The 21558-nt window shown below is 41.7% G+C and carries 19 protein-coding genes; 9 read left to right on the top strand and 10 right to left on the bottom strand.

Features of this window, described 5'->3' with window-relative positions; translation table 11 throughout:
- The first annotated feature begins 407 nt into the window (after positions 1–407).
- A complete protein-coding gene (locus ACFFUV_RS12435; protein WP_390193081.1) occupies positions 408–1031 on the top strand; it encodes a glutaredoxin family protein in 624 nt (207 codons plus the stop codon).
- Positions 1032–1311: 280 nt separating this feature from the next.
- Here ACFFUV_RS12435 and ACFFUV_RS12430 read toward each other — a convergent pair whose 3' ends face one another.
- Positions 1312–1662: a hypothetical protein gene (locus ACFFUV_RS12430; RefSeq protein ID WP_390193079.1), complete on the bottom strand. Its 351-nt coding sequence runs from the start codon at positions 1660–1662 to the stop codon at positions 1312–1314.
- 168 nt (positions 1663–1830) lie between these two features.
- On the opposite strand from ACFFUV_RS12430, the gene ACFFUV_RS12425 reads away from it, so the two are divergent.
- Entirely contained in the window at positions 1831–2712 is an 882-nt protein-coding gene (locus tag ACFFUV_RS12425; RefSeq protein WP_390193078.1) for a LysR family transcriptional regulator, read from the top strand.
- A gap of 139 nt (positions 2713–2851) precedes the next feature.
- Positions 2852–4693, top strand: a complete 1842-nt coding sequence (locus ACFFUV_RS12420) for a sensor domain-containing phosphodiesterase (RefSeq protein ID WP_390193076.1) — start codon at positions 2852–2854, stop codon at positions 4691–4693.
- A gap of 36 nt (positions 4694–4729) precedes the next feature.
- On the opposite strand, the gene shyA is transcribed toward ACFFUV_RS12420, so the two are convergent.
- Together shyA and ACFFUV_RS12410 are read right to left on the bottom strand one after the other, a co-directional pair.
- The gene (shyA, locus tag ACFFUV_RS12415) at positions 4730–6037 is read right to left on the bottom strand and encodes a peptidoglycan DD-endopeptidase ShyA (protein WP_390193074.1); all 1308 of its coding nucleotides are present in this window, start codon (positions 6035–6037) and stop codon (positions 4730–4732) included.
- A gap of 170 nt (positions 6038–6207) precedes the next feature.
- The gene (locus ACFFUV_RS12410; protein ID WP_390193072.1) at positions 6208–6507 is read right to left on the bottom strand and encodes an isoamylase early set domain-containing protein; all 300 of its coding nucleotides are present in this window, start codon (positions 6505–6507) and stop codon (positions 6208–6210) included.
- A 393-nt stretch (positions 6508–6900) separates the two neighbouring features.
- Between ACFFUV_RS12410 and ACFFUV_RS12405 the strand changes: the two genes are divergently transcribed.
- The 4 genes from ACFFUV_RS12405 (at position 6901) to ACFFUV_RS12390 (ending at position 10873) form a co-directional block, all read left to right on the top strand.
- Complete coding sequence (locus tag ACFFUV_RS12405; RefSeq protein ID WP_390193070.1) at positions 6901–7575, top strand: YoaK family protein; 675 nt, start codon at positions 6901–6903, stop codon at positions 7573–7575.
- Positions 7576–7790: 215 nt separating this feature from the next.
- Positions 7791–9161 (top strand): YjiH family protein, encoded by a 1371-nt coding sequence (locus ACFFUV_RS12400; RefSeq protein ID WP_390193067.1) that lies wholly within the window; start codon positions 7791–7793, stop codon positions 9159–9161.
- A gap of 163 nt (positions 9162–9324) precedes the next feature.
- Entirely contained in the window at positions 9325–9777 is a 453-nt protein-coding gene (locus ACFFUV_RS12395) for a putative pterin-binding protein (RefSeq protein WP_390193065.1), read from the top strand.
- A gap of 1 nt (position 9778) precedes the next feature.
- Entirely contained in the window at positions 9779–10873 is a 1095-nt protein-coding gene (locus tag ACFFUV_RS12390; protein WP_390193063.1) for a GGDEF domain-containing protein, read from the top strand.
- On the opposite strand, the gene ACFFUV_RS12385 is transcribed toward ACFFUV_RS12390, so the two are convergent.
- On the bottom strand, positions 10863–11306 hold the full coding sequence (locus tag ACFFUV_RS12385) for a low molecular weight protein-tyrosine-phosphatase (RefSeq protein ID WP_390193060.1): 444 nt from the start codon (positions 11304–11306) through the stop codon (positions 10863–10865). The two genes, ACFFUV_RS12390 and ACFFUV_RS12385, sit on opposite strands and share 11 nt — an antisense overlap.
- Complete coding sequence (locus ACFFUV_RS12380; RefSeq protein ID WP_390193057.1) at positions 11299–12381, bottom strand: O-antigen ligase family protein; 1083 nt, start codon at positions 12379–12381, stop codon at positions 11299–11301. Before ACFFUV_RS12380 ends, ACFFUV_RS12385 begins: the two co-directional genes overlap by 8 nt.
- A 616-nt stretch (positions 12382–12997) precedes the next feature.
- Between ACFFUV_RS12380 and ACFFUV_RS12375 the strand changes: the two genes are divergently transcribed.
- Positions 12998–13966 carry a porin gene (locus ACFFUV_RS12375; protein ID WP_390193054.1) on the top strand — a complete coding sequence of 323 codons (969 nt, stop codon included), beginning with the start codon at positions 12998–13000 and terminating at the stop codon, positions 13964–13966.
- Between the two features lie 60 nt (positions 13967–14026).
- Here the strand turns inward: ACFFUV_RS12375 and ACFFUV_RS12370 are convergent, their stop codons facing one another.
- From ACFFUV_RS12370 to ACFFUV_RS12360, 3 genes are all read right to left on the bottom strand, one after another.
- Positions 14027–14464, bottom strand: a complete 438-nt coding sequence (locus tag ACFFUV_RS12370) for a hypothetical protein (protein WP_390193052.1) — start codon at positions 14462–14464, stop codon at positions 14027–14029.
- 443 nt (positions 14465–14907) lie between these two features.
- Positions 14908–15816: a hypothetical protein gene (locus ACFFUV_RS12365; RefSeq protein WP_390193049.1), complete on the bottom strand. Its 909-nt coding sequence runs from the start codon at positions 15814–15816 to the stop codon at positions 14908–14910.
- 510 nt (positions 15817–16326) lie between these two features.
- Positions 16327–17226: a hypothetical protein gene (locus ACFFUV_RS12360; protein ID WP_390193048.1), complete on the bottom strand. Its 900-nt coding sequence runs from the start codon at positions 17224–17226 to the stop codon at positions 16327–16329.
- A 372-nt stretch (positions 17227–17598) separates the two neighbouring features.
- Here ACFFUV_RS12360 and ACFFUV_RS12355 point away from each other — a divergent pair, with 372 nt between their 5' ends.
- Positions 17599–18255 carry a LuxR C-terminal-related transcriptional regulator gene (locus ACFFUV_RS12355; protein WP_390193046.1) on the top strand — a complete coding sequence of 219 codons (657 nt, stop codon included), beginning with the start codon at positions 17599–17601 and terminating at the stop codon, positions 18253–18255.
- A gap of 98 nt (positions 18256–18353) precedes the next feature.
- Here the strand turns inward: ACFFUV_RS12355 and ACFFUV_RS12350 are convergent, their stop codons facing one another.
- Together ACFFUV_RS12350 and ACFFUV_RS12345 are read right to left on the bottom strand one after the other, a co-directional pair.
- Positions 18354–19682 carry an HlyD family type I secretion periplasmic adaptor subunit gene (locus ACFFUV_RS12350; RefSeq protein ID WP_390193045.1) on the bottom strand — a complete coding sequence of 443 codons (1329 nt, stop codon included), beginning with the start codon at positions 19680–19682 and terminating at the stop codon, positions 18354–18356.
- Positions 19672–21372 carry a type I secretion system permease/ATPase gene (locus tag ACFFUV_RS12345; protein ID WP_390193044.1) on the bottom strand — a complete coding sequence of 567 codons (1701 nt, stop codon included), beginning with the start codon at positions 21370–21372 and terminating at the stop codon, positions 19672–19674. The genes ACFFUV_RS12350 and ACFFUV_RS12345 overlap by 11 nt, the downstream gene beginning before the upstream one ends.
- Between the last annotated feature and the right edge of the window lie 186 nt (positions 21373–21558).

The following is a 21558-nucleotide window of genomic DNA, read 5'->3' as shown; positions in this document are numbered from 1 at the left end:
AGGACGTTAGGTAGAAAAATGACCGTTTATGGCGGATTTATGGGGTTTTAAAAGTTGGCACGCCACCTGCATTAATATAATTACAAATGCTCGGCAGCGTTTGTGCTTCTTTTTCGTAGTGGGGAAACCCGTGGCAGAAACTACGAACCATTCATGTTCTTTACTCCCCTTTTTTAAGGGGAGTTTTTTTTATCTATAATCTTAAGCGATGACGCTCAGACTGACCGCCGACCACATCACATAATGATTATCGCCTTTATCTCGCGCCGTCCAAAATATTCTCACCTTTGAATTTGACACATTTTTTTGTGCTATCTCATTTAACAACCTCCATAATGAGTAGATGAGTGAAATAAAAATCTCCGCTCACCGTTCTTTATCAGAAGTGCAGATAACGAGGTACATCCATGGCAGACCCAATCAATATCACACTCTACCGCTGGGCAGGGCATTGGGGCCCATTTAAAGTCAAAATACCATGTGGGGAATGCACACTGACAAAAGACATTCTCAATGACACATTCGATAATGAACTGTTTGGTATACCGATTCGTTTGACCGAAAAAGATTGGCTTTCCTGTTGGTGGCAGCCATTGAAACGTGGTGCCTGGCATGCGCCAATTGTGATGGTCGAAAACAAAGTCATTAGCCAAGGGGAAGCGCTAAACCGGGGAGTCCTTGTGCAAGCCGTTATTGAGCAATGGTCTAAACGAGATACTCTGCGTGGTAACATCATTTATGGCAAAGCGCATTGCCCATTTTGTATTGAAGCAAAACAGATGCTGGATGAAGCCGGGATTAACTATGAGTATCGTGATGTGGTGAATGATAGCCAACACCTTTACCGAATGATCCCCGAGGTTAAAGCGATTATTGGCAACAAAACACCGGTCACGGTGCCGCAAATTTGGCTTGAAGACCACTATGTAGGTGGCGCGAGTGATTTAAAACTTTGGATAGAAAAAAAGGGAACACAGTACTTCCCGAATAATGTCGTGGCTATCACCCACCCAAAATCTCACTCTCGTTAGCATTAAACAAAAAACCCAGCGATTTCGCTGGGTTTTAAGATTAAAAAGATGGTAGCAATTGCTTGAACTCAAACTGACGAGCCTGCTTCCACCAATTTTTTAAAGTAGACTGTTTTTTCGTCGAGCTTTTAGTCTGATGGTTCTCAATCATGCCCTGTTTGACGAGCATTTGACCTAAATATGCATTGCAAAAATCGTTGTTCATTATAATTTGCTCCTCTTAACTGCTTAAGAGTGATTATAATCACATTTTTAACAAAAACAATACTTAAATCACATTTTAGGATCTTTTTTCTTGACGATATGTTTTTCCAGCAACTTGATACGTCTCTTTGCGTTTAATATCGAATTGGGAGTCAAAGAACCAAGCAACAAATCGAATTAAATCATCCCCCTCATTCATCACGTGCTCAACATACTCTTGCTCAACACCTTGATCGTCCTTTTCAATTGAAATGTGATAAATTCGTCGCTCACCTTCGATTTCAGCCAACGAAAATTGACCAGTTAAGGAATGAGCAGCAGAAGCCACTTCAGTGTCCTCACTGTTTTTAAGTACGGCAAGCGCGCTAGGCAAATTCTGTTCTTCTAATAAGCGTTTAACCAACGCGACAAATTCATTGTGCTGCATAACCTGATTTCCTTGGGATGTTTTGCGGCATTCTATCAGTACCTTCCGGGTATTCAAGCCTCTATGCCTTGAGATGAACACCCATAAGCGACTATGACTATTGCCTTTTGTGTGATAATACTTAGAAATAGAAACATATTCATTCCACAAAGGACGAAGCAGGAGATTATGGATTGGATCCAAAGTGTCAGAAGCTATATCGCAGTTGTTGATGAAAGCAGTTTTAATGGAGCCGCGCGTAAACTTGATACCACAAGCTCGGCAATCAGTAAGCGTATCCACTTACTGGAGGAAAGAATTGGTGTTCAACTTTTAAAGCGAACAACACGATCAGTCACACAAACAGAGGCAGGAGCGCTGTTCTATCAGCGTGCCAAAGGGCAATTAGACAGTTGGCAGTCTTTGATTGATGAGACGCGCTCAGTAAATCAAACCCCCGCTGGGTTATTGCGCATCGGTGCAACACTTGCCGTCGGCTCTAAGTTCTTAGTTCAGTACCTTGATGACTTCTTGCACAAATACCCAGAAATTCGCATCCAACTCACGACCACTACGCCCGGGCAACTTCCTGAATTACGTCTCGATTTATTTATCAGCCGTGAGATTGAGCAGTTAAATTCGTTAAGCTATAAAGCGACCGCTCTGTTTGAGCACAAAGCTGGCTTTTATGCGTCACCGAGTTACATTGCCAACTATGGTGCTCCCCAAACCATACAAGAGCTGGAACAGCACAACTCACTGATCTGGGGAGAACGAACACAACGAGAGATCAAATTATCAGGAGGCGAGCGCATCACATTGAGTGGGAATTTTGCCACCACCAACCCAGAAGCTCTGTTTTACGCAGCAAAAAATGGCATGGGCATCTTGCTGACCAACGATGTAATGATCAAAGAGGATCTTCAGCTAAACAAGCTGACTCGCATATTACCCGCCATTCACGCTGATGAAGCTACCGTGTATGCTTATTATCCAAAACTGGAATACCAACATACACGCACGAAATTGTTTTTAGACTACCTAAAACAACGCCTCAATGAAGAAAGTTAGATAAAACATCACCTTATAATCTAAACTTAACAATCTTGCCGGGAAGTTGAAAAAAGACAAATGCTATACCATAGTAATTATGGTGCATATGATTGTTATTCTTAACAATGCTTTTTAACGACCGAGTGGGTACTTAGATATGACGAATAATTCACAACTCACTAGTACGATTGATCTTTCTGTTGTGAACGAAACTCTGATTCTAGATGGCGAAGAACTGTTGCAAAAAGTTACTTATGAATTGCACCGTCATCTTGGCTCTTTTTGTACCGTAATATTTGATATTGATAAGTTTCATTCCAAAGCACGTCCTTTAGCGTGTTCAAGCCAAGATAACGCAAATAAAGTTTCGGCCTTTTTTGTTCGCGGTACGGCCAGTGAGCATGTTATTAACTCTGGTCAAACAGTGAGTATTTACCGTTCAGGGCTTAAAGAGATATTCAAAAAAGATGACTATGTACAGAGCCATCAATTGGAAGGCTATGTCGGTGTACCCCTGAAAACAAAATCCGGCGAGATCATCGGCATCCTAGTGTCGACTTTCGATTCGGCCATCAAAGACGAACAAAACGTCATTTTTCATCACCTACTTTTTGCGAATGTGGTGGTACATAGCCTTCGCTCTAAATGGCTATCTGCACGCTCGGATAGCTTAGTTAATCAACTCAGTTACGAAGTCTCACATGACAATTTAACTGGCTTAATGAATCGCAGTTTTTTGTCAGATAAGCTCGAATATTACGCTGCAAATAGTAAAGAAAACTTCACGCTTGCTTATCTGGATATTGATAACTTTAAGTCAATCAACGATCTCTACGGCAATTACATCGGTGATCAAATCATCCGATTTGTGGCTAACACTATCTTGCAATCCGTGCCAGAAGATCAACTCTCATTTCGTATAGCGGGTGATGAATTTGCATTCATTACGTTTTCCAGTGATCCACTGGCGATATGTTCAAACATCATAGATAAATTGGACGCCGGCTTTATTGACTCTTCACACAACATAAAAGTTAGCATTAGCATCGGTGTTGCTCGTAAAGTGGATACTCATCAAACGGCAGATCAATTAATTCTCAACGCCACTTTAGCACTCAAAGCGTGTAAGCAGAATCGTACCAATAAAATTCAATGTTATGATACCCACCTAAGCGCTCAATACTACCGAAGAACCATGGTCATTGACGCATTGAGAAACGAGCTGAACAAACCCCTCTCTGCCGACAGCGAAATTTATGTACTGGTACAACCCATTGTCGATAAAAACGATCCTAAGTGGCGCCACTACGAGATTCTTGCTCGCTGGCATAGCAAAACGCTTGGTGTCATCTATCCTATGGAATTTATAGAAGCTGCGGAGCAATCTGGGTTGATTGTCGATCTAGGAGAGCGAATTATAGAACTCGCTTGCGAAGCCAAAAAGCAGCTTGAGGAAGGACTAGGTTATACCGTTAGGCTAAGTCTCAACTGTTCCGCCCATGAGTTGAATGACTCTGCTCGCTATTTAGACCATTTGTTACACACTATTAATAAATTTCAATACGCGCCAAGCGATTTTACGATTGAACTGACTGAAACGGTCTTGTTGACCCAAACCAGTGAGGCCCGAAAAATTTTGGACCGTTTACGTAGCCTTGGGTTTACTGTTGCTTTGGATGACTTTGGTACAGGTTACTCAAGCTTAAACTATATCCACAGTTACCCCATTGACTGTATAAAAATCGATGCGACTTTTGTACGCAACATGTTGTGTAACGAGACATCAGAACGAGTGGTATGGCTGATCATTCAACTTGCAGAACAACTGAAAGTGTCTTTAGTCGCTGAAGGTGTTGAGACGAAAGAAGCTTTAGAGAAACTTCATGATATGGGCTGTAAAAAAATTCAGGGTTATTATTTTTCCAAGCCAGAAACGCCCTCCAGTTTAATACATCATCTGACAGACTCTGGCATAACCCCTAAAGCCTCAAATCAATAGCCCCCAAATGGGGGCTATTTTATTCGCTTTCGCTTATTAGCTGGCTGGAGAAGTATCACCTTGGCTCGCGAGTTGGAGCTCCTGCGCTTTTAGCATTTGGTCTAACTCATCACGACGTGATTTAAACGCAGTCATCTCTTTTTTCGGTACTGAACTGGCCATTGGGATATTAGCGGTCACAGGATTAACAGGGCGTCCTCGAACAATCAGCTCATAGTGGATATGAGGCCCAGTCACTCGGCCAGTTTTCCCAGACAAACCGATACGTTGACCACGCGTCACTTTCTGCCCTTTATGCACTAAAATTTTGCTTAGGTGAAGATAGCGCGTTTTGTACGTATTACCATGTTGGATAACAACGTAGTTCCCCGCATAAGGGTGTTTGCGCGTCATAATAACCACGCCATCCCCTGTGGCTACAATGGGAGTCCCCGTCGGCGTTGCCCAGTCGGTTCCGTTATGTGGCGCGATACGTCCAGTCACTGGGTGCCTACGATTGGGATTAAAACTTGAACTAATACGATAATTTCCAGCAACAGGGCGGCGCTGAAACGCTCGCTGCAAACTTTCACCATTTTTATCGTAGTATTGGCCATCGGAATGCAGATAAGCACTCCATACTCGACCACGGTTAAAAAGTTTCACGGCTTGAATTTCACGATTACCAGTTAATGTATCGCCAACATATTGTCGAGACTGAACCAGTTCAAATTTGTCACCTGCACGCAAATCGCGAGCAAAGTTAACCTTATCTTTAAGCAGAGCAACAACCTGCTCAATTTCTGCATTCGTTAGGCCAAGTTTTGCCACTGATTGAGAAAAACTACCGTGAATCTCGCCAACCAAAGGCAATTCCTTCCAAACTCCAGGAATTTTTACATCTTTATATTCGTACGTTCCATCATCCAAGCGTGTATAAACAACACGTTCTACAACGCTGAATTCCAATTCCATTTTTTGCAGGCTAACACCATTTTCTGAGCGCCAAAAGCGCAATGTGTTACCCGGCTTCAAGGTATCTAAAGCAAGATAGTTTAAGTCCGTCTCCATGACTTTCATTAAGTCACTGTAACCAAAACCAAGCTGTTCAAAGATTTTGCTTAGGCTATCACCTGGCTGAATCACATACTCATAATCTGGTAAGTGATAAATATCCGCCGCGTCAGACAACAAAATGTTATTGACGATTTCGGTTTCTGGGAGAGAGAGTTCGACTGTACCTTGAAGGGAAGATTCGGTAAGTGCAACAATTCCAATAGCAGCAGCGATAGGAAAACTTAAAAGTGCCGTCAATTTCAGTAATGGCAACTCAGTAAAACGAGTTGTGATAGATTTGGCGTTCACACTCTATCCTTGCTTATCATCTGGATTGAAAAGCATAAGATTACGGATTTTTATAAAAAAGTCACCTTTGAGATAGGTGATGTTGATAAAAAAAAGGCGAATCAACGCCTTTTTTTTAGATGAAAATCACCGATTAGTGATCTATTTATCTCTATTATCAGAAGGTTATTTTATTCATAAGTTGAAACAAGCCCATTATCAGAACCAAATCCATTTGGTCTATATAAGTCCGCCTGAGGGTCATTGACCCAGCGCTGGTCATCGATTAAGTAGCGAAACTCGAATTGACTGTCTTTGGGTAAGCGAGTTTTAAAGCGAAATGTTTTTCCTTTTCCGGTACGTCGCATCGCGATTGGCTGCCAATCTGAAAAGTCCGCGACCAGCACTGCGCTGCTGTCTACTTGTTCTTCTGGTAACTCAAAGGTCACTTCAACTTCATCTTTCGTTTTAAAAAAGCGTTTATTAATCATTTCCAACTCCAAGTCGTAGTACACAATAACTTACCCAGGGTGACTGGGTGCAAGTGGCAGCAAAGTAACGATTAAACAGTGCCCTCACTCTATTTCGAGCCTCTTATTGGTACCACTGAGGTATGGGCTCACATGAAAAAGTATAGTGAGACTTAGTTTACCCTCTACACAAAATAATTTGATGTACATCACGCTCTGAGAGTTAACAAAGGATGAAACCCGATTTAAACAGGGTAAATGAATAAAAGTCGCTGTGTATGACTGTCGCGGCTTTAACTCGTAAACCCATCTCAACGCCATATACTATGCCTTGGATCAAGGTAAAGCTTGAGTTATGACTACTTTTATCACTTCGCTCTCGTTATAATTTGTGCGCTTTTTAAGGAGTGTTACTTGATTTCACGATTACCAAAATGGGTTGAATACGGCGCTTTTTTACTTGCTCTGCTGGCAGGATTAGTCAATGCAATAGGTTTGCTTGGCTTTCAACATCAAGCCGTCTCTCATCTATCTGGCACGCTCACGCTTCTAGGAACTCAACTGGGTGTCGATAATCACAGTGCCCTACATTTGCTAATGATTGTCTTAAGCTTCCTGATGGGCGCGATGTTTAGCGGTTGGTTGATCGAGAATACCGCGCTTAAGCTCGGCCGCCGGTACGGCGTCGCATTGTGTGTCGAGGGAGGGCTGCTGGTTGTCGCCCTCAAGTTGTTAGATGTTGATCTATTGACTGGGCAATATTTCGCATCAGCGGCTTGTGGCTTGCAAAATGCCATGATCCCAACCTTCAGTGGCGCCGTGATTCGTACTACACATATGACTGGTATTTTGACCGACATCGGTTTAATGCTCGGCGCTCGCTTACGGGGCGAAGCGTTTGATTTTCGTAAAGCGAAATTATTCTGCTTTATTTTATTGGGCTTTATTGGTGGCGGATACGTTGGCGCGAAACTGTTTGAACATCATCACAATGACGCACTAGCAGCACCTGCGGCCATGGCATTTTGTTTAGCGCTTGCCTATTGGAGCTACCTGCTTTTCCTCTCATTTCGCCATCGTGATATTTGAAACAGAATGACAACCCGTATAACATCCATGATACAAAATCACTAAATATCTTTAGTAAACCACCAATTACACTGAATAATTAACTTAGATTAATGAATAGTGTTGCTAGAAACACAAAATACAGGTAATCTCGCGACCCTGATTAAAAATGGAAGTTTAGTGAATAGATATGCCACGGTTGGCTGATATTGACTAGTTGTAACATGAGTGACCCGATGCAAGACAACACACAATCCCTTGAGAAAACAAGGACAAAAACGCACTTCTGGACATTTTTGATTCCCTCTTTGTTAGGGGTATTTCTGTTTATGTGCCCTATTCGCTATCAAGGGGATATCACTATTCCAGTTGCAGTGCTTGCCAAATCAATTCAAGCGCTGCTTGGTGACCATTTGGTGACCTTAGTAACGGTTATCATCGCCTTTATGTCGGTGGCATCGTTATTGACTCGCATTCTAAAACCCCGCTTTATTGTTGAGCGTCCATTCTTAAACAGCCTATTCAATCCATCACTATTATGGCTAACTGTACGTTTAATAGGCGGCATCGCTGTTATCGCAACCTTCTTCCAAGTTGGCCCTGAATGGGTATGGGAGGAAAATACTGGCGGATTGGTATTAGAAGGGTTACTTCCAACCTTATTCTCAGTGTTTATTTTTGCCGGCTTACTCCTGCCATTACTTCTGAACTTTGGATTACTGGAGTTATTCGGTACGCTTCTCAGTAAAATTATGCGCCCACTGTTTAACTTACCAGGACGCAGCGCCATTGATTGTATTGCCTCTTGGTTAGGTGACGGTAGCGTCGGCATTTTACTCACAAGCAAGCAATATCAAGAAAAATTTTATACCCAGCGTGAAGCAGCGGTAGTGGGAACAACATTCTCAGCGGTTTCTATCACTTTCAGCTTAGTCGTCTTAGCACAAGTCGAATTAGAGCACCTTTTCTTGCCATTTTACGGGGCGATTTGCCTGGCAGGGCTGGTAGCCGCGGTGATTATTCCACGCTTACCCCCACTCAGCTTAAAGAAAGACCACTTTGTTGACGGTAGCAAACCTCAATCAGACGCAGATGCGATTCCTCAAGGACACTCAAGTTTCTCATGGGGAATGAACCTCGCGCTCCAAAAAGCCAGCAATGTCGGTTCGTTTACCAGTATCTTTAAAGAAGGCTTAAAAAATGCGGCAGACATGGTATTTGGCGTATTGCCTGTCATCATGGGAATGGGGACGATTGCATTGGTTATCGCCGAACACACCTCCGTGTTTGCTTTTCTAGGGCAGCCATTTGTGCCATTTTTAGAGTTACTTGGTATTCCAGAAGCAGTTCAAGCATCACAAACCATGGTTGTAGGTTTTGCCGATATGTTTATCCCAGCAATTCTGGCTGCTTCCATTGACAATGAAATGACTCGCTTTGTTATTGCAGCCATGTCAGTCACTCAACTTATTTATATGTCGGAAGTTGGTGCGCTGCTACTAGGTAGCAAGATTCCAGTTAATATCTTCGAACTGTTTGTTATCTTCCTACTGCGTACTTTAATTACGCTGCCGGTAATTGCAGGGGTCGCACATTTGATTTTCTAACCTCTACAAAAATAACGAAAAAAGGCTCCTTATATGGAGCCTTTTGCTTATAAGACATCTAGTTTTAATATTAATTGCGTCAATTAATAATTTGCTTGTCGATAAAACACACATATACTAGGCGACCACAAGTCAAATAATAAAAAAGTGGTAAGACCTCATAATGAAATGGATAGCCACATTAGCATTGTTCCTTAATACAATGGCTAATGCCTCGATGTTTTCTGTTACCGTCGGAGAAAAGACGCAACAACTTAGTATCGAACAGCTAGAAGTACTTTTTCCTTCTGAGAATATTTCAACAACCCTTCCATGGTATACGGGAAGCCGCACCTTTACGGGTATACGGCTACTGGATTTACTTCATTACCTTGATGTCACTCCAGATGAAGGGGTGAGCTTTCACGCTCTCAACGACTATACCTCTTACACTTCGTGGCAAGATATTCAAGATTACAATCCGTATTTGGTGTTTAAAATGAACGGACAATATATGCGTATTCGAGACAAAGGGCCGCTGTGGTTTATCTACGATTTAGCAACCTACCCTCAATTAGACACCGCCGATTACCGACAACAGATGACTTGGCAAATTTCTGGGTTAACGATTAAATAGTATGCTAACTCAACACGCGAACAATCAATTTACCGTCACTCACTCCCGAGCGAAAACCTTATTAATCATGTTGTCGCTGGTGTTGTTCGTCGCGAATATCTATTTTCTCTCTGCTACAAGAGACTTGGCACGAAGCTATTCTGATAGGCAAAACCAAGCCACTTGGTTTCTATTTCAGCTAAGTAAAGAGTTCTCAGAACTCATTGCCTCGGCTCCGTATGCTCATGAAAGCCAGAAAAACCTCAATCATACCTTACTGAAATATGAACTTACTTGGAGCCGATTTGATCTGCTGATCGATAATAAAGAATTTGATTCCATGATGGATCTTGAGGGGGCTTACGAGTTCTTTATGCATATCTTCAGTAAATTTAAACAATTAGAACCAAGCAAAGCTGCGTTGAGCAATGCAAATGGCGATCAACAATTTACTCAGGAAATGCAACGCCTCTACTCGACAATGATTCAATTTATCAACGTCAATTTTCGCGTTAAAAGCCCAATTTATCGAACGCAAATGGCGAAAGCTAAAGTGTTAAGCCAGGTTCAATTCTCGCTCATGCTGTTACTTCTGAGCTGCGCAGGGCTTGTCGTATATATTCTGCATAAGGAATCTCTGTATCATCGACAGTTAGCGATGATAGATACCTTGACTGGCGTAAAGAATCGACTGGCAATGGTTCACCATGTAGAAGATAAAATAGAGCGATATCAACCCTTTGCTATCTACTCTTTGGATCTAAATGGCTTCAAAGGTGTGAACGATACTTATGGCCATCAGGCAGGAGATGCGGTTTTAGAAACCCTGGCACAGCGACTTAATGCTCAGCAAACCGACCATCAATTTAGTATTTATCGCATCGGTGGGGATGAGTTCTCAATTTTATCAGAGCGGGTTGACGAAAATAGTGTGCTGTTTTTACACCAGCACATTCACAATACCTTTATAGAACCCATTGAACTTGGAGATGGTAATACAGTATCGGTCTCAACCAGTATTGGTTATGCACAATTCCCACAACATGGGAATGATTTAAACCAATTGATCTCCGTGGCCGATAAGAAGATGTATCAAATGAAATTTGCTAAGCGCTAAGGCGCTTAACCCATCCCTGACATGCTTGCTCGATCTTATGACTGCTCTCGATGCATGCCATCAAACCTTGTCCAAACGGGTCATCTATAGAGCCCGACGCCCATTGACCAAGCAAAAACGTCTTATTCCGAACCTGCTTAAATTGGCTTGCCACTCTATCAATATGAGCATGCTCCATCACCAGAATCAAATCACTCCAATCACACAAAGCTTGAGTGAGTTGCTGCGCTTTATGATCCGTTAATGTGATTCCAATCTGGTTAGCGACATCAATCATCGGAGGATACGCCGAATTACCAACAATATGACTCTTCTCCGTAATCAGTCCGGCAGAAATCACCTGTTTATCAGCCAATTCTCGCTGTAACATACGCTCAGCAATTGGCGAACGGCAAATATTACCTGCACATACCACTAAAATGTGATCAAACACGTGTAGCTCCTCGTAAGCGACGTTGAACTCGAACCGGTTCTAAGCAGCCAGTAAGAGTTAAAAGAACTAAAAATGTCAGCGCATTAGCTGGAGGCTGAAGGTTAAAATCAACTGAAATATGAAGCAGCATCCCGACAATCGCCATGAAGCACCCTAATGCGGTGCCTTTCAACGTTTTGCTATTGTGCGTTCGCATGACATTGATGCATTTTTTCAGGCTCCATAAGCAGATTGCACCAAGCATCAGCGTCATTGGAATTCCCGCTTCAACAGCAAATTCGACATACTCGTTATGGGCATGATTGTAGTAACCGATGGCTCTTTGCATATAACTAGGGAATGATGAACCAAAGCCCCCCATGCCAACTCCCGTCACCGCGAAGTCTTTGATCATCGGAATACTCCACTCGACCACTTCATCACGGGTTTCGGTCGCTAAACTGGTCTCAGCAATTTCTTGCTGAACTTGGTCAAAGCCAAACAGCGAACCAATAATCACCGAATCAACAAATAAGATGCTGAGCATAAAAACCACCAAAGCGCGCGGTTTGTCTTTATAAAACATCAGTGCCACTAAACTTCCAAGGACGGTAGCAGCAAAAAAGGCCGCGTTCCCCATTCGGGAGCGGGACATGACGAGCGCGATAACCATAATCACAATAGCCATACGCCAAAACATCTTCTGCGAAAGCGCGCCTTTGCTCCACCTAAGTAATCGCTGTACCCAAGAGCCTGACGGCGTTGAATGCAATTGGCTCACGATCAAACCAATACCTAAGCACAAACTAAGCAGCAGATAATTGGCAAAATGATTTTTGTAGATGAAACTGCCTGTTGCCGCCTCTTCCAATACCACACTAAAGACTAAAGACTCTCGTTCACCGAATAAATTCTCTGCCGCCCCGTATAAAGCCTGAAAAGCACCGCTAACGACAAACAAAATCACCATAGCACGCACGCGTTCTACTCGATTTACTAACAACGCTGTACTGACGATAACCATTAAATAGGCCAAGCCTTTATATAAAGCTAAAGATGTCGCATATGGGTCTAACGAAATAGGAGCTTTCGTCATATTGAAAGTTAAATAAATCTCCGCCGCTTTTGGAGAAATAGTCCTCAACAACTCAATCGGGAAATAAATTAACTGAACAGCTGTCCATATCTGGAAAATAGCGACCGGAATAATTAACCAAAAAAATGGTTTTATTTTACTAAGAAAATGTGCGGTACCATTTTGCAAATAGATTAAACAAGTCGCTAGACATAATACGGCAGACCATAGTTCAAAAATGGACATCGCCCAAACACGATTTGATGCTAATGGTATAGGAACCCAAAATAATAAAAGCAGCAAACTCCAAAAACATAGCTTCTCTAAGTAACTAAATTTCAAGAGGATTACCCCAATACCACATAAAAAACATTGATAATTGCATCACTATATCTTCCCTGAATAATGCTAAAGTTTAAAGCCAGTTAGGGAACGGAATCTAGACTAACCCAAACAAAAAACCACCTGTTTTTCTCATTTCTCACATTTGCTACAGAACTGAAAAAGTAACTGTAATATATTCTCAACCATAGAATTAAAACTCCAATATATAATCACTTCTAACTTATGATCTTTGATTTGCACACAAGGATGATTCATCGATTATCATTTACGGATAAATTTTAACGGAAAAATCATGCAAAAAAGACTAATTCAAGCTGGTGTATTACTCGCTTTTTCGAGCCCGTCTATGGCTTACACATTAATTGATACCGACATTGCATACTGGAATGTATACGGCACATTAAAAGCCAGTGCGAAGTTTTTAGATGGGCGGGACAATGATTACACATTTGGTGATTCTGAGATCGGAACTCGAGCGCGATACTCTATTTTTGACACCTTATCGATCGCAGCAGGTGTTGAGGCAAATGTAAATTTGGATCCAGACGAAGAACGTGATGAAGACGATCTCGATATGTCTGAGTATTATGCTGGTATTTCTCTACAAAATTTCGGAACCGTTACTTATGGTAAGCATGCGACCTCTTCTGATGATGTTGCCGCTGTCGACTATTCAGAAATCTATGGTGGCAAAGCCAGTCTCAATGCCGTTGGTGAAAAAGATGAAGCCATCAAGTATACCTACAATACTGAGTTATTGCGCCTCAATGCGACATACGGTTTTCCAAATGGTGATAACCAGCGTGAACTGAAAGAGCTGTTTGGTAGCTACCGCATTATCGATTTAAAGATCCAAGCCGGTATTGGTAATTCTAAGACCGAAACGACCTACCGCCGACAAGAGTCGACCTATACACAATTGTCTTTCTTTTACAATTATATCGATTATGAACTCGGTACGACTTATTATTACAACAAGTCCGAAAATAAAAATAATTCTCTACGCGATCAAGACAGCCATGCATTAGCGTTCGCAGGACAATTAGCAATTACACCGGATTTAACCTCTTTTGGTGGCATCGAATACATAACCAGAGAATCAAAAACGGATTCACTCGATGGTGATGAACAAAATGTGTATTTGGGCGCTAAATATTTATTCGCGGACTTAATCAGAGTTTATGCTGAAGCCAACTATCGCAAAACGTTATCGGGTGAATCTCAAATGAACTACGGTATCGGTGCTGGTATGTCATTCTAGCCAACGTTTTCAAGTCAAAAAAGGCCGATTCTATATCGGCCTTTTTATTTACTACTTCATTTAGCTACGAGACACGGGCGCTTTATGAATCGGTGGAATAGGAGTCGGTACCACCGTCTCCACACCCGCCGCTGTTTGCTCTGCAAGCTGAGTCGGGTCTAATCCAGCCTCAACCGCCGCGATAGTAATCATTTCATTGGAAATACCGAGCTCTCGTGCCAGCGTAACGAATTCCATCACCATTTCTGGATAATCAATCATAGCCTGAGCCAAAATATCCGATGCCGATTCCGGTTTAAGCTGAAGTAATAAACTTAATACGGAAACCAGATCATCGGGATGCGCTGACAACTGTTGCGAGGTTAATACTCGGACGTCTTGCGTTGAGCTTTGAATAGTCGAGGATAATGCTTCTACATCAAGCTCTGCACTATGAGCGCTCACAGCAAATACCGATAAACCCACTGCTATTCCCAAAAAGGGTGCTTTTATTTTCATTATTTACCTTAGAAGTCTACTGATTGGCTAAAATAGACAAGCGTTGTGACGAGATTACGATGACAACCTCTTTTTCGGTTGGCGTATACAGCGTTAACGATCCATTTAACCACAAAATATACTATGTCACGTCCTTTACAACGTTTTACTGCAACTCAGAAAATGCCATGAGTTACATTAACAACCTTTCAGCTCATCGCATTGTTTTAAACATCGAGATTATTTTAAACATCGAGCTTGAGCCTAAAGTCTGACGGCTCTAAATCCATAACATTATTCTGCTGTAACAGATTCAGATTTGTAAAACTTAAATCTAAAGACCAAGGTAGAATACCGAGATTAGTGATAGTTTGGTCAGAAATTATCGTCAATCTCAAAAATAAGGCATTATCTACACAAAAGCCACCCAGGTGGGTGGCTTCCAAACAATACGCAATAAAAGATTACATTGCTGCGTAAGAACTATCATCCGTCAACAGTGAATATTCGTTACCATCTTCCGTGGTAACAGTAACGACACTAAAGTCATCAGTATCAAAGCCAAGATCGTCAATATACTCTTGCTGAGCATCACTCAGTTCAGAAACTTCATAACCAGAAATATCATCGCTAAACTCAACATCAATATTAGAAACAACTAAGCCTAAACTTACATCAGCGTTATCCGCAAGTAACTCACTATCGAGTGTCAGCGTTTGATCAAAGCCATTGCCTTGAACCACTTCAAAACCTTCAAACTCGATAGTTGAATCACCATTAGTGACAAGGAAATCCAAACCTTCACCACCATCAATGTGACGAGTTTGGCTACTTGATGCCGCCTCTTCTAAGCCTGAAACGTCAACAGTGTCGCTCCCTTCCCCTGCGTCAATATCAAACTCAGTGTATTTAGAGTTGTTCACATTTGCCATTTTGATCATGTCAGAACCAGCGCCACTGTCGATAGTGAACTCATTACTCCAATGGTCATTGTTAGCATTAACACCCAAAACAATTGAATCATCAGAATCTGATGCAGAGGTGTCAATCTGACCACGTTTTACGTTAAGCACTTCAATGTGGCTAAAACCTTCAGTGGCGCTGTTGGTAATTTGAACATCAACAAAGTTATCCACTTTAATGTAGTCAGCCGACTCATCAATCTTAATTTCTTTTGAGTCGTCGCCATTCCAAGTATCTGAGTCAACTTCAATTGAGGTGAATGGGAAGCCGTAATCGCCTTCACCTTTAATTTCGTAATTCACGCCGTCAGAACTGCCTTCACCCGCATTAATTGCAATACCGTTTGACTCGTTTAAATCGCTAGAAGAACCAGAACCGTCGCTGTTAGTTGTACCAAAAATAATACTCATTATACTGCCTTTATTATGTTTAAGTTAATTTTGTATGTATAAAGCTTTCAGATTTTCCAATCTAATTACCTCTCTCAAGAGGTGGGAAAATAATAATACAATCATAAACTAATACCAGTTAACCTTCGTGGTTTGGTATTTTTTTGGTACTTATTAAAAATCATCTCATCGCTCTATATAAAATAGAGATTAAAACAAAACATTCCAAAATCTCTATTTATAATTCATGAGATTAAAACGTTGTAAAATGAGAAATTGGCCTTTATCCAAAACGTAATGACTACACAAAAAGCAAACTTAAAGACCACCCAGAGTCTAGAGTTGAAAGTGTCGGCTGTAAAATACACCCAACATAAAAATGACCTCGCCCTGACGTTATAAAGGAATTTGCTTTGGTCTGAATACCAATCCATTATTACAGCCAATAAAAAAGGCTGGTCATTAACCAGCCTTTCAAATCGAATCAAGTTACTAAATGTACATAATGTACACCGTAATATGCGATAACGCCTACGCGACTGCCCAAGAGTCGTCGTTAGAAAGTACAGCGTAAGCACCGTCTTCAGTGATAACATCAACAGCAACGAAGTCACTTGCGTCATAGCCAAGCTCTGACAAGTAATCAACTTGGTCACCAGAGAGTTCTTCACTCACTGATGCAGAGATGTCATCGCTCAGTTCAAGCTCAATATCAGCAACCACTAAGCCGAGTTGACTCGATGCGTTGGCCGCAAGTAGATCAGAGTCTAGCGTTACTGAAACATCGCTACCGGTTACCACTTCAAAACCAGCGAAATCGACTGCGCTATCACCGTTATAGATAAGGACATCAAGACCTTCACCACCATCAACATAGCGATCGTCCGCATTCGATGCAGCAACGTTTAGCTCTGAAATATCAAAGGTATCGTTACCTTCACCAAGATCGACATCAAAGCCTGTAAGCTGAGAGTTTACAACGTTATAGAACTCTACAAAGTCATTACCAGCACCAGTCGTCACTTCAAACGTGTTGCTCCAGTGATCATTATTTGTAGTTACTGCAATAAAAATAGAGTCCGCGGTATCCGATGCAGAGGTATCAATCTGACCACGTTTCGCATAAAGCACTTCAATATGAGAAACACCAGCGCCAGCATCGTTGGTGATATCAACGTCAACAATGTTACTAACCGTAATACGGTCATAGCTGCCGTCAATTTTTGCTTCTTTATAACCGTCTTGGTCCCAGTTATCGGAGTATACTGTCGCGGTGTCGAAGACTTCGCCAAGACGTGTATCACCGTCTAAAGCCAAGACACCTGCGTCTCCATCGACATAGGTACCAAGAACAAGTTCGCCATTCTCACCAGTCAAGTTTACTGATGAACCTGAACCGTCAGTATTTGTTTCGCCTAAAATTACAGTCATGATGAATTCCTTTTGATGATTACTCTTTTGTGCAAACTAACCGTCAAAATTCAGTTAGTAAAAATTTTCGCCATAACATCAGAAATAGAAAAACATCTCCATCGCCGATGCTTTTGAAATCATATATAAAATCCCGAAATTATTCACATCAGGACCCTCTTTTTGGTTATTTTTTGGTACCATCAATAAAAGTAGTACTAAAGTATTAATTAAAACCTTCAGACAGCCGTCAAATTTGAGAATAAAACGTCAAAAACGCGTATCAATATTAATACCCCGACTTGATTCGAGTATTCCTAAATGACAACACGCCGTTCGAGCTTTACTATTTCGGTATTCTAATTAAACAAAATGAGCGAGCTATTGCATTGTATGACCGAGAAATCCTTTAGTAGTATCATCCTGCTGTCAAACTGCACGATGCAAGTAAAGGCATTGTGTGAGTCACTAAAAAATGTACTGGATCTCTCCATTGCGATCACTCATCCTTCACAGTTTTTACTTGCCCCAACAGTTACGAGAAAATCGCTTTTAATCATTGATTTAGATGCTTTAAACCATGAGACAAAATCAGTCATGATTGAATCTCTAACCGACCTTTCCGTCGTGACTGTGTTGATCAATGCACCAGATAAAATGAGTTTTCACGAAATCACGAAATGGAAGGGAATTCGTGGTGTGTTTGGTAAAGCGACGGATGTCGAGCGCCTACAAAAAGGTCTTGCCGCAATTTGTTCTGGCGACAACTGGCTGCCACGTGGTGTGATGAGTCGCATGCTTGAACTCTATGAGTCAACACATACTCCAAAAGTCATCACTAAGCGTCCTGTTGAGGGGCCGGTTAATTTAACCAAGCGAGAGAGACAAATATTAGAAATGATGAGAAGCAACCAATCTAATTCGCAATTAGCAGATACGCTTTATATTAGTGAGCACACTGTTAAAACACACCTTAATAATATATTTAAAAAAATTCAGGTGAGAAATAAAATAGAAGCGCTTGCCTGGCTTAAAGATAACCATCAATAACAATAATTAAATGAAAATTTAAAAACCGTATTATATATAATATAGAATAAAAAAGCCGCTTAGCTTTCACTAGGCGGCTTTTTTAATTATTAAAACAATTAGTAGTCTTCTCTAAATGCTCTTAAAAGACCGATATCTAATGGTTCTAATAGATAATCCATCGGCGATCGTTTGTTTTTCACTACGTAGACTTCAGCCGGCATGCCAGGATATAAAGTCACATTAGGATGCTCTTTGAGCTGTTCAGGCTGAATGGCGACTTTGATCTTAAAGCCTTGTTTCTGGTCACGACGTTCTTCATCAGGTAGTCGGTCAGCCGCTACATTAATCACTTTCCCGTCAAACATAGGTGTTGTTCGATAATTGTAGGCCGAAAGACGAATCATCGCTTTTTGCCCACTGTGCACCAAGTCAATATCTTCTGGGCGTAGCGTGGCTTCGACAATAAGTTCGTCGTTATCAGGCACAACTTGCATTACCGTTTCACCAGGGCTAATAACATCACCTTTACTGAATACCGTCAGTCCAACCACACGCCCGGAATGGGGGCTAACAATGGTTAAACGTTGCAATACATCTTTGGCGTTGGCAAGTTGCTCTTGAGCATCGTCAACCACTTGAGATACATCTTGAAGTTCACTCTCTACACCGCTAACAAACTGATGTTTCACCGATTGCATCTGTTCTTTGATTTCAGCTTTGGAATTCTCCAAACTGTCTAACTGTCCTTGTAACCCGACCAAGTCTGAAGAAAGTAATGCTAAGTTTCTCTTCAGCTCAATAGCTTGCAATTTGGAGGTGTAGCCATCTTGAAGCAGTTTGGATTGCATATCCAATTCTTCCTGTAAGAATCGATACGCCTGCTGCTGCCTTTGAAGTTGTCGACTATAAGACGTCCCGTCCGTTTCTGCGCTCGCAAGTCGAGTTTTGAGTACCTGAAGTTGGCTGACAAGCATTTGGCGACGGCTGGCAAATAAAGACTGCTGAGTCTTGACCACTGAATTCAATGACGGATAGCGTTTGGCTGCTTCAAAAATCTTAGGAGAGAAAATAACTTCATCATCAGCGTGACGTTCACTTTCAAGGCGATTTTGCTGTGCCAAACTACTGAAATAACGTAATTCCAATTGTGCCACACTGGCTCTAGCGGCCACTGGCGACAACGTGATCAGTGTCTGCCCAGCTTGTACCATATCGCCCTCATGAACCAGCACTTGGTCAACAATTCCCCCCTCTAGGTGAGCAATGGTTTTACGATTACCTTCCACACCAACGATACCTTGGGCAATAGCGGCCGATTCGAGTTGCGCTTTAATCAACCAAAAATAAGTCATGAGAAGACCGGCAAGAACACAAATCACGCCAGCTTTGATGTACTTCTTGTAAGAGAAGCTCTGTTCCGAAAAATCGTTATACTCAATTAGCATTTTGTCTACTCGCTCGTAGGCTCGCTACTTTATTGTTATTAGAAATGCGTTCAAGAACTTCGTCTCGTTTTCCTGCATCGCGAATCTGCCCTTTGTCTAGTACTACAACCCAATCGACAGCACTCAGCAATTTATTGCGGTGACTAACCACAACAATAGAAGTGCCGAGCTGTTTAAGCTTTTTCATCACAAACAGCAACTGCTGCTCTGCTTGAGGGTCCAAGTTAGAATCCGGTTCGTCAAGCAGCAAAATTTTAGGCTGTTTATAAATCGCCCGTGCCAAAGCTAGCTGCTGTTTTTGTCCACCGGATAAGCCAAAACCTTTCTTGCCATAAACCGTTTGATAAGCATTTGGTAATTGGCAAATCCATTCATGAATCCCGGCCATTTTAGCAGCAGAGAATACGCGTTCTTCTACCCCCTCACTGGTATCGAAATTACAAATATTGTTAAACACCGTTGTTTCGAAAAACTCAATATCCTGAGGTAGATAACCAATTAAATCCGCCTGTTGATGAGCTGGCATCTCGACTAAAGAAACCCCATTCACGCGGATCTTTCCTTGGCTAAGCCCTGAAGGATCCTTAATCGTATTCAGCAATGCAGATTTACCCGAACCACTCGGGCCAATAATTGCCAGCGTATGGCCCGTTTTTAACTCAAATTGGATTTGTTTAAGTGTGTAGCGTTCATAGGAGTCACGAATGGTGACGGCCTCAACAGCCAAGTTATATTGCTCAAGCGGTAATTCGATCCGGTTATCTTCGCGAGCACCGTCAAATAACTCCATGATTCGATTATAGGCAGCTCGGCAACGACGCCAGTTGTGCCACTGATTCATGCTTTGATCAACAGGCGCTAATGCGCGTCCCAACAATATGGACGACGCAATCAATACGCCCGATTGTGCTTGATCGGTAATCACTAACCAGGCGCCTAACCCAAGTACACCGATTTGCATTGTCATGCGTACATACTTGATCGCCGCTTGAATCAAAGTAGTCACAAAGTTGGTATTATTTTGTTGATCCAACAACATATTATTTGAATCATACCAATCTTGTGCCAGCGGTTGAGCCACATTGAAATGACTGATGGTTTTACCATGAGAATAGAGCTTGATGAGGTTCGTTCCATTATCAAACGCAACATCGTTCATCGCTTTATGCGCTTTATCAGTCAACACCAAGTTGGCAAATGCTAAACCAGCCAGAGTCATAATCGCGCCAATGGCAAAAATGCCTAAATATGGATGAAACGCAAAAATCACTAGGACAAACAGTGGACTCCACGGTAAGTCAAACTTCAAATTATTAAACGCTGCAGAAACCGACATTTTGGCATCTTTCATATCTTGTGAAATACGGCGCGATTCACTGACACTCGACGCCGACTTTAAGAGGCTATGCTCGACGATTTGCTTTGAGCATACTTTCTCAAAGATTTCCCCGACAGAGAACAATAAGCGGCCTCGAACAAAATCAAGAATCGATTGGAGGAGCAATAGGACCAGTGCTAAGCCAGCTAAAAAGAACAGCGTTTCAATGCTTTTGGAAGAAAGAACTCGGGAAAAGAGCTGCAAGCTGTAGACAGGCAACACGAGCATCAAGAGGTTGATAACAACCGAAAAAAAGCCGATAAATAAATATATTTCTCGGCGTTTCTTCTTAAAGAACTCTATATTATTCATAATATTACTCACTCACTGAGCAAAGGGAAATCATTCAAAATCGAATTAATATTCTTACACAACATCAGATTAATTCAATTTTACCGGTCACCATTTAATTATTGTTTATAAGCCCTCTCATTATTGAGAAGGCATTCTATGGGATTTCGTGTTCTTTATAGATATTAATGATGATAAACACGAAAA

The sequence above is a fragment of the Vibrio olivae genome, from assembly GCF_042428525.1.
Taxonomy (GTDB): domain Bacteria; phylum Pseudomonadota; class Gammaproteobacteria; order Enterobacterales; family Vibrionaceae; genus Vibrio; species Vibrio olivae.
Note: the sequence above shows the minus strand (reverse complement) of the source record. Positions and strands in the feature narration are given on the sequence as shown.